This window comes from Streptomyces sp. NPDC001137, from assembly GCF_040298885.1.
GTDB lineage: Bacteria > Actinomycetota > Actinomycetes > Streptomycetales > Streptomycetaceae > Streptomyces.
In genome coordinates this window covers 162,613-177,208 of record NZ_JBEPBA010000006.1, presented here as the reverse complement: position 1 = coordinate 177,208, position 14,596 = coordinate 162,613, and the positions used below count along the sequence as shown (strand labels likewise).

At 70.9% G+C, this 14,596-nt stretch carries 13 protein-coding genes; 7 read left to right on the top strand and 6 right to left on the bottom strand.

The window, feature by feature from the left end:
- Window positions 1-20 precede the first annotated feature (20 nt).
- Window positions 21-776, top strand: a complete 756-nt coding sequence (locus tag ABT254_RS14200; RefSeq protein WP_351468449.1) for a cache domain-containing protein — start codon at window positions 21-23, stop codon at window positions 774-776.
- A gap of 12 nt (window positions 777-788) precedes the next feature.
- Here ABT254_RS14200 and ABT254_RS14195 read toward each other — a convergent pair whose 3' ends face one another.
- Entirely contained in the window at window positions 789-1,451 is a 663-nt protein-coding gene (locus ABT254_RS14195; protein WP_351468446.1) for an MmyB family transcriptional regulator, read from the bottom strand.
- Between the two features lie 223 nt (window positions 1,452-1,674).
- Between ABT254_RS14195 and ABT254_RS14190 the strand changes: the two genes are divergently transcribed.
- Both ABT254_RS14190 and ABT254_RS14185 read left to right on the top strand, forming a co-directional pair.
- Window positions 1,675-2,328 carry a helix-turn-helix domain-containing protein gene (locus ABT254_RS14190; RefSeq protein WP_351468443.1) on the top strand — a complete coding sequence of 218 codons (654 nt, stop codon included), beginning with the start codon at window positions 1,675-1,677 and terminating at the stop codon, window positions 2,326-2,328.
- A gap of 32 nt (window positions 2,329-2,360) precedes the next feature.
- The gene (locus ABT254_RS14185; protein ID WP_351469131.1) at window positions 2,361-2,891 is read left to right on the top strand and encodes a toxin-antitoxin system, toxin component; all 531 of its coding nucleotides are present in this window, start codon (window positions 2,361-2,363) and stop codon (window positions 2,889-2,891) included.
- Window positions 2,892-3,083: 192 nt separating this feature from the next.
- Here the strand turns inward: ABT254_RS14185 and ABT254_RS14180 are convergent, their stop codons facing one another.
- Entirely contained in the window at window positions 3,084-4,127 is a 1,044-nt protein-coding gene (locus ABT254_RS14180) for an alpha/beta fold hydrolase (RefSeq protein ID WP_351468441.1), read from the bottom strand.
- 222 nt (window positions 4,128-4,349) lie between these two features.
- Here ABT254_RS14180 and ABT254_RS14175 point away from each other — a divergent pair, with 222 nt between their 5' ends.
- Window positions 4,350-4,577: a hypothetical protein gene (locus ABT254_RS14175; RefSeq protein WP_099932627.1), complete on the top strand. Its 228-nt coding sequence runs from the start codon at window positions 4,350-4,352 to the stop codon at window positions 4,575-4,577.
- A gap of 13 nt (window positions 4,578-4,590) precedes the next feature.
- Here ABT254_RS14175 and ABT254_RS14170 read toward each other — a convergent pair whose 3' ends face one another.
- Together ABT254_RS14170 and ABT254_RS14165 are read right to left on the bottom strand one after the other, a co-directional pair.
- Window positions 4,591-5,274 (bottom strand): 4'-phosphopantetheinyl transferase family protein, encoded by a 684-nt coding sequence (locus tag ABT254_RS14170; RefSeq protein ID WP_351468438.1) that lies wholly within the window; start codon window positions 5,272-5,274, stop codon window positions 4,591-4,593.
- Window positions 5,271-6,131 (bottom strand): metallophosphoesterase family protein, encoded by an 861-nt coding sequence (locus ABT254_RS14165; protein WP_351468435.1) that lies wholly within the window; start codon window positions 6,129-6,131, stop codon window positions 5,271-5,273. The genes ABT254_RS14170 and ABT254_RS14165 overlap by 4 nt, the downstream gene beginning before the upstream one ends.
- A 267-nt stretch (window positions 6,132-6,398) precedes the next feature.
- Between ABT254_RS14165 and ABT254_RS14160 the strand changes: the two genes are divergently transcribed.
- The 3 genes from ABT254_RS14160 (at window position 6,399) to ABT254_RS14150 (ending at window position 10,235) form a co-directional block, all read left to right on the top strand.
- Window positions 6,399-7,520: an ATP-grasp domain-containing protein gene (locus tag ABT254_RS14160; protein ID WP_351468432.1), complete on the top strand. Its 1,122-nt coding sequence runs from the start codon at window positions 6,399-6,401 to the stop codon at window positions 7,518-7,520.
- A 214-nt stretch (window positions 7,521-7,734) separates the two neighbouring features.
- Window positions 7,735-9,423 carry a carbohydrate binding domain-containing protein gene (locus ABT254_RS14155; RefSeq protein ID WP_351468430.1) on the top strand — a complete coding sequence of 563 codons (1,689 nt, stop codon included), beginning with the start codon at window positions 7,735-7,737 and terminating at the stop codon, window positions 9,421-9,423.
- 110 nt (window positions 9,424-9,533) lie between these two features.
- Window positions 9,534-10,235 carry a hypothetical protein gene (locus ABT254_RS14150; RefSeq protein ID WP_351468427.1) on the top strand — a complete coding sequence of 234 codons (702 nt, stop codon included), beginning with the start codon at window positions 9,534-9,536 and terminating at the stop codon, window positions 10,233-10,235.
- 7 nt (window positions 10,236-10,242) lie between these two features.
- Here ABT254_RS14150 and ABT254_RS14145 read toward each other — a convergent pair whose 3' ends face one another.
- A complete protein-coding gene (locus tag ABT254_RS14145) occupies window positions 10,243-11,493 on the bottom strand; it encodes an alpha-L-fucosidase (protein ID WP_351468424.1) in 1,251 nt (416 codons plus the stop codon).
- A gap of 3 nt (window positions 11,494-11,496) precedes the next feature.
- On the bottom strand, window positions 11,497-14,541 hold the full coding sequence (locus ABT254_RS14140; protein ID WP_351468422.1) for an alpha-mannosidase: 3,045 nt from the start codon (window positions 14,539-14,541) through the stop codon (window positions 11,497-11,499).
- Between the last annotated feature and the right edge of the window lie 55 nt (window positions 14,542-14,596).

Genomic DNA, 14,596 nt, shown 5'->3' with positions numbered 1-14,596 from the left:
CCGTCCGCTGGAGGGCACCCATGAGCCTCGCGACGGCAGCAGTCGGTACGGCACCCGAGGTCGCGGCAGCGGTCCGCTCCGCACTGGAGAGCGTTTTCGAGGCCGTGGCAGCCACCCGCACCGACACCGCCGAGCTGCTGGCCCGGGTGGCCGCCGAGGGCCGCCGCCCCGCGACCGTCGACCTCGCGGCACTGCGCCCGGGCCTTCATCTGCGCCTGGCCCGCCACGAGTTGGTCTCCGGCGTCGGCTTCGTCGCCGCGCCGGGGCTGCTCACCGACGTACCGGCCTGGCTGGAGTGGTGGCAGAGCGGCTCCGAGGGCGATGTACGGCCGCTGCTGCTGGACCTCGATCCCGAGCAGTCGGCGTACGCGGACTACACGCACTGGGACTGGTTCGCCCTGCCCCGCGACACCGGGGAGCGTGCGGTGGCCGGGCCGTACGTCGACTATCTCTGCTCCGACGAGTACAGCCTCACGCTGTCCGCGCCGGTGCGGATGGAGGGGCGGTTCGCCGGAGTGGCCGCGGCGGACGTGTATCTGCGGCACTTCGAGGCGGCCGTGCTGCCGATGCTGCGCCGGCTGCCCGGGCCGGCCCATCTGGTGAACGCCCGCGGGCGGGTCGCCGCCTCCGCCGACCCCGCCCATCTCGCGGGATCCCTCACGAAGGGGCCGGATTTCGCCGCCGTGCTGCAGCGGGCGCGGCCCGCACGGTTTCGCGGACTGCGGCTGGTCCCCTGCCGGGACATCCCCCTCGTCCTGGTGATCTCCCCGGCCTGACGGTGGTGGCGGTCAGCCCTCGGGAGCCGGCACCACCCTCAGGTGCGCCGCCGCATGCCGGGGGCTGCGCGCCCTGGGGCGGGCGGGGCGGGTTTCGCGCAGCACCAGCGTCATCCGCGTGTACCCCATGTCCTGCAGCGTCCTCGGGGTCTCGTCCACCACACGGCAGTCGGTGGTGCCCCAGCGCGGGTCGGGGTGCGTCAGGGGGCGTACGGCGCCGTCGTGTGCCACGGCCTGTTCGCCGACCGCGCGGATCCAGTGCGGCAGGCCCTGCCGGTAGGCGGCCTCCATGATCGGGTCCTGGGCGATGTCGCGGCGGATGGACTGGAGTCCGTGGTCGTGGCCGTAACGCTCGACGGCGGCCGCGAAGTGCGCCAGCATCGGCAGGCACCAGCTGGACTCGTGCTCGCCGAGGACCGTGCCCGCGTCCGGGTGGAACAGCACGAATCTGAGGAAGTTGTCGCCGGGCATCGCCGTCGGATGCGGGCTCACCGCGCGGAAAAGTGACGCGAAAGCATTGTTGGAGAGAACGACGTCCCAGCGGTGGTCGAGGACGACGGACGGAAACGGAACGGCCTCCAGGAGGGTGGCGTAGTCCTGCAGATACGCCTGGGCCTCGAGACTCTCGGGGACGGGCCGCGGTGCCGGACGCTGCCCTCCTGCCTGATACGCCATCGGGAGGTCACCCCTCTTGCCTCTGCGGCCTTCACGCGGCGCCTTGATCCTGCGGCCCCGGATCGAGTCGTGTCAACTATCGTGGCATTTCATGCTTGTTGACGGCTGAAATTGGCCACAGTTGTGGCGACACCTGGATGTGAGTTCGAACTACCCGGTAATCTCCGTCGAGTTCACGGCAACCGCTTGTGAGAAGCCTGTGCGAAACGTAGGAGATCTGTCGGTGACGGATGGCTTCGAGGGTCCGGGCACCACGGCTACGACCGCTGCGCTGCCGGCCGTCGTCGCTCGCGTCACCGCGCTCGCCGACCGGCTCGGCGTACCGCACACGGAGGTCTTCGACACCGGCCGTCTGTCTGCCGCCTCAGGCGTCCCCGAGCCCGTGGTCAGAGCCCTGCTGAGCGGCCGTCCCGCGGGCGAGCCCGATGTGCAGGAGCGGTTTCTGCAACGGCTCGACCTGCTGCGGCGCACCCGGCTCAAGCCCAACGGGCGCAAGTACACCCAGCAGGAGATCGCCGACGGCGCGGGCATGTCGCGCCAGCAGGCGGGTGCGCTGATCAACGGCGACCGCCGCCCCACCATGGAGCACTGCGACGCCATCCAGCGCTTCTTCCGGGTGCACGCCGGATTCCTCACCGCCGAGGACCCCGAGGCACTCACGGGCGCCCTGCAGAGCACCGAGCAGGAACTCCTGCACAAGCTGGCCGAGCGGGAGGCGGCCGCGGCCGCCGACGACCCGCTGGAGCGGCTGCTGCAGGACCACGGCGTGCGCGGAATCGCCTGGCGGGCCGCACAACTGCCCACCGACCAGCACCGCGACAAGGTCGCGGAGTGGCTGGACATGCTCCTGGAGAGCGTCAAGCGGCCCGAGTCGTGAGCCTGGGGAGAGCTGTGGGCATCGGAAGGGACATGCGCCGCTTGTGCGGCGAGCTGGTCGCGGAGCTCACCCTTGCCGCACCCGCACCGCCCGAGGACCTGTACGGCGCGCTGTGCGAGGCGATGAGCAGACGCCGCGGCCGGCCGGTGCACTTCCGCACGGCCGCCTTCCCGACCGGCACGGCGAGCGGGCTGTGGCTCGACATGACGGACCAGGACCTCGTCGTGATCGAGGAACGGACCGCCCCGGACCACCAGTTGGTGATCCTCGGCCACGAGCTGTGGCACATGAAGGCCGGCCACTGCGGCCATCACGTCGAGGGCGCCCGGGTCGCGGCCCGCCTGCTCAGCGACGACGCTGACCTGCGGGACACCGTCCGCAAGGTGGCCGCCCGCAGCCGTTTCGACCTCGCCGAGGAGCAGGAGGCCGAGTCCTTCGGCCTGCTGCTGGCCAGCAGGTGCCGTGGCTGGCTGGCGGGTCCGGGGGTACGGGGGCCGGTGCAACGCGATCATCTGGCGGGGCGGATCGAGGCGTCGTTGGGGTATCTGGGGCCGCAGGGGTAGTGGCGGACGAGCGGCCCGTGCGCGTGTCAGCGGCGCCGCCCGCTGTTCCTCACCGGCCTGCGGAGCACGTCCCTGATGCGCCACCGCAGCTTGCGGGCCCGCGGGGTCCCGGTGGAGTAGCCGGTACTGAACCCGACTTCGTCGGCGGTGCGCCCCAGGGGCGTTCCCTCGGGCGAGTACCGCGGTGGCATGTCACGTTGCACTGCGTTCGCTCGCCTCCCTCAGATCCCGCTCCACCTTGCGGTTGCGGGCCGTGTCCGGTCGGCCCGCGGTGGTGCCCGGCCGCCCCTCGACGAGAAGTTCGCGCCAGTGCTCCCGGCTCCAGTCCGCCGGGCGCGTGGTCGCCGTGAACTCCTCGACCAGGGAAACGAATCGTGCGGGGTCGCTGTGGAACGGGAAATGGCCCGCCTGTTCGAAGATTTCCAGGCGGCTGCCCGGCATCGCCTCGTGCGCCCCGTACGCGTGCCGCACCGGCACCACACTGTCCCGGTCGCCCCACAGCAGCATGGTCGGCATGCCCTCGGTGAGATAGCACCGGTCGAGCATGGTGACGACCTGGCCGCGCCAGTCGACGACCGCGCGCAGGGTGCGGATGAACGCGTTGCGGGAGGTCTCGTCCGGCAGGGCGTCGACAAGGGTGAGCAGTTCGGGTGCGTCCTGGCCGAGATCGGTGTCCAGCAGCTTCATCAGACGCACCGCCAGCCCCACCTGCAGCCGCATCCCCGGCAACCGCAGCGTCGACAGCATCAGATGGGCACCGGGCAGGGAGACCAGCCGCAGCACGGGGTTGACCTCGCGTCCCACCCCGCCCGCGCTCACCAGGATGAGCCGCTCGGTGCGCTCGGGGAACTGGTAGGCGAACTGCATGGCCACGCCCCCGCCCAGCGAGTGCCCGACCAGCGTCGCCGACTCGATGCCGAGCGTGGTGAGCAGGTCTCGCACACCGTTCGCGTACGCGGCCACCGAGTAGTCGGCGCGCGGTTTGTCCGAAGCGCCGTGCCCGAGCAGGTCGGGGGCGATCACGGTGTGCGTGCGGGCCAGGTCGGGGATCAACTCGGCCCAGGTCGCGGAGGAGTCGCCGATGCCGTGGATGAGCACCAGCGCCGGTCCCTCGCCGGCCATGCGGAAGGCGCGCCGGTATCCGTGCACCACGCGGTACTGCAACTCGAGTTCTCCGTCGCCCACCGAGCGCAGCCGTACGCCGCGCACCGGGTGCCGTCGTGGGACGTCGGCCACGCACTCGCCTCCCCTTTCCAGGGCCGCGCACAGGCGGCCGAAAGCCCTTGCCCTCCAGCGTAGAACTCCTTTCCCACAAGGGATTTCGAGGACGTTTCGCCTCCGCTAAGCGGGCGAACGGACCGGTGCCCGGACCCCATTGTCAGTGGCGGGCGGCAAGCTGGAGTTGCGCCCCCTTGTGCGGGGTGCGACCGACGACGCCGACGCGGGGAGAGCCGACCGATGCCCACAGCCGTACTGACCGACCGCGAGCGCACCGCCGTACAGGCCTATCTGCGGCTCTTGCACACCGTACGAGCCGCGTTCGACGGTCCTCCCGGCTCCCCGCGACCACCCGTCGTACCCCCCGCCGTGCTCGCCGAGGCGGAGCAGGCACTGGCGGCGGCGGGACTGGCGGGCAACGAGGAGGAGTTCTTCCGCCTGCTGCAGAGCTGGTGCCCGGAGCCGTGACGGCGGGCGGGGGTCAGGACGTGTGCGAGACGGTGATCGCCGTCGCCACCAGCCCCCGCTGGACGGTCCACCGGCCCTCGAAGTGGCCGACCCGGCGGCCGCCGACCAGTGGGCCGGGGACGAGGAGTTCGGCGCGGAAACCGCCGTGCAGCCGCTCGTCGGGGTCGACGAAGACCTCGATGTCGGCCTCGGTGAACTCCAGCCACAGTCCGGTGAGGGGGAACCACGCCTTGTAGACCGATTCCTTGGCGCTGAACAGCAGCCGGTCCCAGTGGACCTCGGGGTGCCGCACGGCCATGCGGCGCAGCCTTTCCGCCTCGGCGGGCAGGGCCACGGCGTCCAGCACGCCTCCCGGGAGCGGCCGGTGGGGTTCGGCGTCGATGCCGACGGAGGCCAGGTCGGTGGTGCGGACCAGTGCGGCGGCGCAGTAGCCGTCGCAGTGGGTCATGCTGCCGGCCAGGCCGGGCGGCCAGCCCGGTGCGCCGCGTTCGCCGGGCAGCAGGGGCTGGGCGGGCACGCCGAGCTTCTCCATGGCGCGCCGCGCGCAGGCACGCACGAGGGCGAACTCACGGCGGCGCTTGTCGACGGCCTGCGCCACGGCCGCCGCCTCCTCGGGGTACAGCGGCGCGGGCTCGCTCCCGTCGTCGCCGTGCACCTCCACGGCCACCACCTCGTCCGGCAGCAGCTCCTCGATCACCGGACCCCGACCTCCTTCGGCAGCACACGGCGCAGTCTCCCCGGCGGCTGCGGCCGCTTGCGCCATTCGCGGGGGTAGCCGACGGACACCTCCTCGAAGCGGACGCCCTCGTGCCAGGTGGTCCGAGGGATGTGGAGATGCCCGTACACCATGGTCTCGACGCGGAAGCGGCGGTGCCAGTCGGCGGTCAGTCGGGTGCCGCACCACATGGCGAACTCCGGGTGCCACAGGACCTCGCAGGGGTGCCGGTCCAACGGGTAGTGGTTGACCAGGACGGTCGGCAGGTCGGCGGGGAGCGCGGCGAGCCTGCCCTCGGTCTCGGCGACCCGGGCCCGGCACCAGGCCTCGCGGCTCGGGTAGGGGTCGGGGTGCAGCAGGTACTCGTCGTTGCACACGATGCCGGTGCCGTGCGCGTACTGGAGGCCCTGCTCCTTGGTGGTGCAGCCGGCCGGCAGGAACGAGTAGTCGTAGAGGAGGAAGAGCGGTGCGACGGCCACCGGGCCGCCGGAGCCCTCCCACACCGGGTAGGGGTCCTCGGGTGTGGTCACGCCGAGCTCGCGGCACATGGCGACCAGGTGCTCGTAGCGGGCGACGCCGCGCAGGGTGACGGGGTCCTTCGGATGGGTCCACAGCTCGTGGTTGCCCGGCGCCCAGATCACCTTGTGGAAGCGGTTCGCCAGCGTCTTCAGGGCCCAGCGGATGTCCGCCGCGTTCTCCGAGACGTCGCCGGCCACGAGCAGCCAGTCCTCGTCCGACTCGGGGCGCATCGCCTCGACCAGGGCGCGGTTCTCGGCGTATCCGATGTGCAGGTCGCTGATGGCCAGCAGCTGTCCGGCACCACCGGCCCTCGACGTCACCTTCCGCCCCCTCCGCACACGCAGCGCATCCGCGCTGTCACGAATGGGACCACGAGAACACATTTCCCGGTTCATCGACAAGGCGGCAAGATCGGTAAATCCGTAACACGTACGTTGCACGCGCGGCCTCCGGGAGGCCGTATGATCGCCCCAACACCACCGCCATGAACTTCCCTTCATTCAAGGGCGGTTTGGTGACCCTCCAACTCCCCTGCCCGGGCACGGGCTGCTCAGCCCTGCCCGCGAACCGTGAAAGGACGGCCCTGCATGGTCTCTCGCGTACGCGTCTGGCTCAACCGCACGTACGCGGAGAACGTGTTCTTCATGGATCAGCTGCGGCGAAATCCCAGCGATCGCGCCGTGGAGATCCATGCGACGCACGGGGACGCGGACTCCCCCGTGCTGGCCGCCGCCGACACCGCCGATCTGGAGCCGGAGGGCTTGTCCCCGGCCGCGTACGTCGAGTACGCCCTCGACCAGTGCCAGCGGCGCGGCATCGACGTGTTCGTGCCCCGGCTGCAGCAGTCGGCGATCGTGGCGCACCGCGCCGAGTTCGAGGCGGTCGGTACGGCGCTGCTGGCGCCGCCTCCGGAGGCGGTGGCCGTCTTCCACGACAAGGTGATCGCGTACGAGGCGGTCCAGGCGATCGGGGTGCCCGTGCCGCCGTGGTGGCGGGTGCGGACCGCGGGTGAACTCGTCGCCGCGGTGGAGGAGTTGGAGGCGGGCGGGCACAAGGCGTGCTTCAAGCCGGCGTCCGGCGCGGGCGGCGTGGGCTTCCGCGTGATCACGCGCGCCCCCTTCTCGCTGGCTCACCTCAACGGCTTCCCGAGCCCGTATGTGCCGCTGGATCTGGTGGTGGAGGCGCTGGAACAGGCCGACGAGCCCGTCGACTGGCTGGTGATGCCGCGTCTGGAGCAGCCGGAGGTCTCGGTGGACTGCCTCACCGGTCCTGACAACCGGGTGCGACTGGCGATCGGGCGCACCAAGAACGGGCGGCGGCGCGGGTTCACGCTGCACGAGCAGTGGCTGGAGCCGGCGCGGCGTCTCGCCGAGGGGTTCGGGCTGCACTATCTGTCGAACATCCAGTTCCGGATGTTCGGCGACGAGCCGGTGCTGATGGATGTCAACACGCGGCCCGCCGGCGGGTTGCACCAGCTGTCGCTGTGCGGGGTCAACGCGCCTTGGGCCGCTGTGCAGCTGGCTCTCGGGGAGGACCCCGGGGAGATGGTGCCGCCGTTCCTGGGGCAGGACTACACGGTGGTGGCGGGGCCGCGGCCGCTGCGGGCGGTTTCGCTGCCGCAGCAGAGGGTTGAGGCGGGGCCTCTGTTGCCGGCGGTGCCCGCGCCTGTCGACTCCGTCGAGGTGGCGGCCCAGGTACTGCCGCTTTAGGTACGTCTACCGGGTGCGGGTTACCTGTGGCTTGTCGCGCCCACGCGGCGGAGCCGCCGATCGACACAGCCCGCGCCCCTGAAAAGTACGCCCACCGGTATGGACCAATTCGGCGTCAGGTCTTGACACCGAGATTGGTCCATACCAACTTGTGTTGCGCACCTCTCTGCACCTTCGTGCACTCCCGAACACCCCCATTCCCCAGGGAGATCGCGTGCGCAACACACTCGGACGTCACAGACGTCGGCTTCTTGCCCTGCTCGGCTCCGCTGCTCTCGCGCTCGCCGGAGCCATCGCCCTTCCCGGTACGGCCCAAGCGGCCAACATCCTGACCAATCCCGGCTTCGAGTCGGGCAGCCTCTCCCCCTGGACCTGCACCGGCAACCTCGGTTCGGTCGTCTCCTCCCCCGTGCACGGCGGCTCCAAGGCCCTTGCCGGGGCGGTGAGTTCGAGCGACAACGCGCAGTGCAGCCAGACCGTCTCCGTCCAGCCGAACACCACGTACTCGCTTCAAGGGTGGGTGCGCGGGTCGTACGTCTACCTCGGCGTCAACGGCGGTGCGTCGACATGGACGACGTCCCCTTCGGCGTACAGCCGGCTGACCGTCTCCTTCACGACCGGTGCCTCGCAGACCAGCGCCACGATCTACGTCCACGGCTGGTACGCCCAGGGGACGTACTACGCCGACGACATCAGCCTCGACGGCCCCGGCGGCGGGGGCGGCGGCTCGGACACCCAGGCGCCGACCGCGCCGACCGGGCTGACCTCCACCGGCAAGACCTCGTCGAGCGTGTCGCTGAAGTGGAACGCCTCGACGGACAACGTCGGTGTCACCGCGTACGACATCTACAGCGGCTCGAACAACGTCCTCAGCGTCTCCGGTACGACCGCCACGGTCAGCGGGCTCTCGCCGAGCACGGCGTACACCTTCACCGTCAAGGCGCGGGACGCGGCCGGGAACACCTCCGGGTCCTCCAACTCCGTGTCCGTCACCACGGATGCGGGCGGCGGTGGCGGCACCGGCTTCAAGCAGGCCGCGCCCTATCTGTACGAGGGCTGGGGCGACCCGCCGAGCCCGTCGACGGTGATGAGCGCGACCGGCATCAAGTGGTTCACGATGGCCTTCGTGCTCGACTCCGGCGGCTGCACCCCGGCCTGGGACGGCAGCCGGCCGCTGACCGGCGGTGCCGACCAGTCCGCGATCAACGCCGTCCGCTCGGCCGGCGGTGACATCGTGCCGTCGTTCGGCGGCTGGCAGGGCAGCAAGCTGGGCGCCAACTGCTCCTCCGCGAGCGCGCTCGCCGGGGCCCTGCAGAAGGTGATCGACGCCTACTCGCTGAAGGCGATCGACATGGACATCGAGAACTCCGACGAGTTCGAGAACGAGGCCGTCCAGGCGAAGATCCTCACCGCCCTGAAGACGGTCAAGGCCAACAACCCCGGCCTGAAGACCATCGTCACCTTCGGCACGTCGACGACCGGGCCGACGTACTACGGCAACCGGCTCATCGAGCAGGCGCAGTCGCTCGGTGCCAACATCGACGTCTTCACGATCATGCCGTTCGACTTCGGCGGCGGCTCCGACATGTACGGCAACACCGTGAACGCGGCGGAGGGCCTGAAGGCCAAGCTGAAGTCGACCTTCGGCTGGGACGACGCCACCGCGTACTCCCACATCGGGATCTCCGGCATGAACGGCCTGTCCGACCAGCAGGAGACCACCACTCCGGCGATCTGGACCCAGATCAAGGACTGGGCCAACTCGCACCACATCGCCCGCCTCGCCTTCTGGTCGGTCAACCGCGACCGGCCGTGCCCGGGCGGCGGCGTGGTGAGCAACTGCTCCGGCATCAGCCAGAACAACTGGCAGTTCACCTCCATCACGGCCGGTTTCACCGGCTGACACGGCCGGAAGAAGGGCTGGCGCCCGGGCCCCCGCGGCGGGAAGAATCTTGTTCCGCCGCGGGGGCCTTCTCGTGGTTCGACGTGACGGGATTCGGGGGCGGCGCAGGCGTGAGGACGAGGATCGCGGCCGCCTGGTGTCTGTCACTGCTCCTCACACTCGGCCTCGCCGCGTGCGGGGTGCCCACCGAGTCGGGCTCGGGGGCGGGATTGGGCCAGGCAGCCCTGGAGGCCTCGATCCGCAACGACCGCAAACACCTCTTCGACGGATCCCTCACCTACACCCCGGACATCTCGATGTCCGTCGGTGGCCGTCTGAGCTACGCCGTCGTCCTCACCGCCCGCGGCGAGAAGTCGTCGCGCCGCGCCGCGCAGGCCGCCCTGGAGACCCGGGTCTTCCGGGTGGGCGGTTGGCAGGGCGCCGGGCTGTCGGCGGACGGCCCGGAGGTGAAGACGGTGTTGCACGGCCCGCAGCGGCAGGCCATCGGCGCGCCGGGCGAGAACGCCCAGTGGCAGTGGAGCGTGTCGGCCGACGAGCCCGGCGACTACGACCTCGCTCTCACCGTCATCACCTACCAGGGCAATACGGACCGTGCCCTGGAGACCCTCAAGCCACCGATCAAGGTCCGTCTGAAGGTGTACGACACCTGGTCGCACCGCTTCACCGCGATGCGGAACTGGCTGTACACGGCGGCGGGCATCGCGGGGGCCCTCGTCGGTGTCCTCGCGCTCCGGGCTGCCCTGGCCGACCTGGTACAAGGACGGCGGGAAGCCCGGAAGCAGCGCGACGAGAACCGGGACGGCTATATGTGAGCGGGCCTCAGAAGCGGCCCGAGCCCCGGTACAACTCCAACTCCCCCTCCAACTCGACGGCCAGCACGGTCGCGTACGGATCGAGGTCGGCCTCGGCCGGCGGGTCGATCCACAGCACGCCGACCGCGTCGTGCAGCCCGCCGACCACCCGGTGGGCGAGTTCGGTGCCACTCCCCAGCACGGTGACCTTCCGGACCTCTGTCGCCAGGCCCCGGACGCCGATCTCGGCGCGGGGGATGTCGAACAGGGTGAGGTAGAGCGTGCGGCGGTCGGCGGAGAGGGTGCTGGGGCCGTAGTGGTGCCCGGCGGGCAGGCCGCGCACCGTGCCGTACACCGCCTCCGCGTGCCTGCGGATCCACTCCCCCAGGCCCTCCAGCCGTTCGACCTGGGGCTGCGGGATGGTGCCGTCCTCCATGGGGCCGACGTCCAGCAGGAGGTTCCCGCCGCCGCCGATCGTCTCCGTGAAGTAGCGGATCAGCTGGGCGAGCGACTTGTGGTTGTGGTCGTGGTGCTGGTAGCCCCACGAGTCGTTGATCGTCAGGCACAGCTCCCAGGGGCCGTCCGGCGGCACGATGGGGGCGCCCTGTTCCGGCGTCGCGTAGTCGCCCTCGCTGAGCATGCGGGCGTTGAAGACGACATCCGGCACGTACGAGCGGATGAGCGCGGCGAGTTCGGGGATGCGCCACTGCTCCTCGCTGCGGTCCCACTCGCCGTCGAACCACATCAGGTCCGGCCGGTAGCGGGAGGCCAGCTCGCGGATCTGGCCGTCGCGGTAGGCGATGAACCGCTCCCAGGCCTCCAGGTCCTCGTCCTCGGCGGCGACCTCCGAGTAGCGGTTGTCCTCCTGTTCCGGCGGGCGTCCCGGCTTGCGGGTGGAGGCGTAGTCGGGGTGGTTCCAGTCGGAGTGGGAGTAGTAGAAGCCGACCTTGAGGTCCTTCTCGCGCAGGGCCTCGGCGTAGGGGCCGAGGTAGTCCTTGCCGAGGTTGAGGTCGCCGTACCGCGTGTCCCAGAGGGCCACACCGTCGTGGTGACGGCTCGTCAGTACGGCGTACTTCGCCCCGGCGCGGGCGAACAGGTCCGCCCACGCCTTCGGGTCGTACTTGGCGCCCGTGAAGCGCTCCAGCTGGGACATGTACCGGTCGTGCGGCACGATGTCGTCGTAGAACGACCAGGACTCCTGGACGCCGTCGACGGCGTAGATGCCCCAGTGGATGAAGATCCCCAACTTGGCGTCGGTGAACCAGGGTTGCATGGCCATGCCTCAGCCCCTCCGCAGCCGGAGGGTCAGGATCTGGAAGGGGCGCAGCGTGACCGGGACTGCCCCCTCGACGAGCTCCGCGTCCTGAAGCGGGCGCTCCAGCAGGTCGGTGACCTGGGCGCCGGCCAGTGGGAAGCCGGTGCGCAGGGTGCCCTGGGCGCGGCCGCCGCGGGACTCGTAGAGCCGGACGACCACGTCGCCGGACTCGTCGTCGGCCAGCTTCACCGCCTCGACCGTCACGCCCTCGCCGTCCACCGAGACGACCGGCTCGGGCACGCCCGCGGAATGCGCCACCCGGAGGGGGAGGTTGAGGGCGTAGCCCTCCGCGACCGCGTCCTCGATGCCCGCTCCGGGCAGGAGGGAGTAGACGAAGCGGTGGCGGCCCTGGTCGGCCTCCGGGTCCGGGATGCGCGGGGCGCGCACCAGGCTGAGGCTGACGCGGGTCGTCGTACCGCCGTCCTCGCGGACCGTGCGGGAGACGTCGTGGCCGTAGGTCGAGTCGTTGATGACCGCGACGCCGTAGCCGGGCTCGGCGATGTGCACCCAGCGGTGGCCGGAGACCTCGAAGCGGGCCGCCTCCCAGCTGGTGTTGGTGTGGGTGGGCCGCTGGATGTGGCCGAACTGGATCTCCGCGGAGGAGTGCGGGGCGCGGATGTCGACCGGGAAGCCCGCCTTGAGGATCTTCTCGGCCTCGTGCCAGTCGAGGTCGGTCTCGAAGTCGATACGGGGGCTGCCGGCGCGCAGGGTGATCGTCTGGGTGAGCCTGGAGCCCTCGCCGAAGCTGCGTTCCACGCGGATGGCGCCGAGCAGCGGGTCCTGTTCGACGACCGTGACCGAGTCGGCGTCCAGCAGGTCGGTGTAGCGGTTCTTGTAGTGCTTGTCGATGTCCCAGGCGTCCCAGTAGTTCGGGAGGTCGGTGTGCAGACGGAGCAGGTTGCCCTGGTCGGCGAGGACCTCGCGACCGCCGGCCCGCAGGTCCCGTACGGACGCCAGCGTGCCGTCCTCGGCCACCTCGACGCGGACCAGGCCGTTGTCGAGGACCCGTCCTGCCACCGTCACCGGCTGGGGCGGCTCGGCGGCCGTGAGCGGGGCGCTGCCGCTCGCCGGCACCTCGACGTACGCCGGGCCGCCCTCGGCGGTGCGCACGACCTCGGCCCGGTCGAAGGGGCTGGTGTTGAAGACCCGGGCCGTGCCACCGCCCAGCGCGGCGACCGCCTCGGCCGTCAGCTCCTCCAACTCCTTTGCCACGCGGGCGTATTCGGCCTCCGCCTCGCGGTGCACCCACGCGATCGACGAACCGGGCAGGATGTCGTGGAACTGGTGGAGGAGGACCGTCTTCCACAGGCGGTCCAGCTTCTCGTACGGGTAGGAGTAGCCGGGCGCGTGCAGGGCGGCCGTGGTCGCCCACAGCTCGGCCTCGCGCAGGCGGTGTTCGGAGCGGCGGTTGCCCTGCTTGGTGCGGGCCTGGGAGGTGTAGGTGGCGCGGTGCAGCTCCAGGTAGAGCTCGCCGTTCCAGACCGGGGCGTCCGGGTACTCCTCGCGGGCCTTCGCGAAGAACTCGTCCGGGTGCTCGACCACGACCTTGGGCGAGCCCTCCAGGTCGGCGAGCCTGCGGGCGCGTTCCATGATCTCGCGGGTGGGGCCGCCGCCGCCGTCGCCCCAGCCGAAGGGGGCCAGCGAGCGCGTACCGGCGCCCTTCTCGGCGTAGTTGCGGACCGCGCGGTCCATCTCCTCGCCGCTGAAGCGGGCGTTGTAGGTGTCGACGGGCGGGAAGTGGGTGAAGATGCGGGTGCCGTCGATGCCCTCCCACCAGAAGGTGTGGTGGGGGAAGGTGTTGGTCTGGTTCCAGGAGATCTTCTGGGTGAGGAACCACTCGTTGCCGGCCAGCTTGGCGAGCTGCGGATAGGCCGCGTTGTAGCCGAAGGAGTCCGGCAGCCAGACGCCCTTGGTCTCGATGCCGAAGTGCTCGATGAAGAACCGCTTGCCGTGCATAAGCTGGCGGGCGATGGCCTCGCCGCCGGGCAGGTTGCCGTCGGACTCCACCCACATGCCGCCGACCGGCGCCCACTGGCCCTTCTTCACGGACTCCTGGATGCGCGCCCAGACCTTCGGGTAGTTGTCGCGCACCCACTCGTACTGCTGGGCCTGGGAGCAGGCGAAGATGAAGTCGTCGTACTCGTCGGCGAGCGCGGTGACGTTGGAGAAGGTGCGGGACGTCTTGCGCTTGGTCTCGCGGATGGGCCACAGCCAGGCGGAGTCGATGTGCGCGTGACCGACGCCGGAGACGGTGTGGGCGCTGGCGTGGGCGGGCTTGGCGAGGACGGGCGCGAGCACCGCGCGGACGGCGGCGGCGCTGCCGGAGACGTCGTCCAGGTCGAGGGCGTCCATGGCCCGGTCGAGGGTGTGCAGGATCTCGTGGCGGCGCGGCTCGTGCTCGCCGAGGTGGACCATGAGTTCGCGCAGGACCTGGAGGTCCAGGTCGAGGTGGAAGACCTCCTCGTCGAGGACGGCGAGGTCGGCGCGCCGGAAGGTGTACAGCGGCTTGTCGCCCGCCGTCAGGACGTCGCCGAGCGGGGTGGGCTCGGAGAAGTTGTTCGCCAGGATGTCCGGGTTCGAGGCCGCCTCGACCAGGTAGTCGATCTCCTCGCCGCCCGTGGCCGGGTTGGCGATCGGCACGTACTGGTTGAGCGGGTTGACCGCCTTCAGGGGTGTCCCGTCGGTGAGGTGGACCAGCGCCTCGGCCTGGTTGCCCGGCCAGTCGCCCGTGAAGCCGAGGTCGATGACCGTCTCGACGCGTCGGCCGGCCCACTCGGCGGGCACCTGGCCGCGCATCCGGAACCAGGTCGTGCCCCAGGGCGGGCCCCAGGGGGTGTCCATCGCGAAGGGCTCGTAGGACGCGGCCGCGGCCTCCTCGAAGGGGACCGGCTCGCCCGGCGCCTGCCAGGCCTCGACCGTCAGGGGGACGGTGGCCGCGTAGATCGCGGTCTTGATGCGCTGGTTGTGGAGGCGCTCGGCGCGCTCCTCGATCCGGCGGCGTTCGTCGTGCATGAGAGGTCTCCAGAGAGAGGGCGGCGAGAGCGCAACGGGCGAGAAAGCGCTTTCG

Coding starts and splice junctions, on each gene's coding strand:
- ABT254_RS14185 (WP_351469131.1), top strand. CDS start 2,361: ATGCGCCGCTTGTGCGGCGAGCTGGTCGCGGAGCTCACCCTTGCCGCA.
- ABT254_RS14140 (WP_351468422.1), bottom strand. CDS start 14,541: ATGCACGACGAACGCCGCCGGATCGAGGAGCGCGCCGAGCGCCTCCAC.
- ABT254_RS14200 (WP_351468449.1), top strand. CDS start 21: ATGAGCCTCGCGACGGCAGCAGTCGGTACGGCACCCGAGGTCGCGGCA.
- ABT254_RS14145 (WP_351468424.1), bottom strand. CDS start 11,493: ATGGCCATGCAACCCTGGTTCACCGACGCCAAGTTGGGGATCTTCATC.
- ABT254_RS14160 (WP_351468432.1), top strand. CDS start 6,399: ATGGTCTCTCGCGTACGCGTCTGGCTCAACCGCACGTACGCGGAGAAC.
- ABT254_RS14195 (WP_351468446.1), bottom strand. CDS start 1,451: ATGGCGTATCAGGCAGGAGGGCAGCGTCCGGCACCGCGGCCCGTCCCC.
- ABT254_RS14175 (WP_099932627.1), top strand. CDS start 4,350: ATGCCCACAGCCGTACTGACCGACCGCGAGCGCACCGCCGTACAGGCC.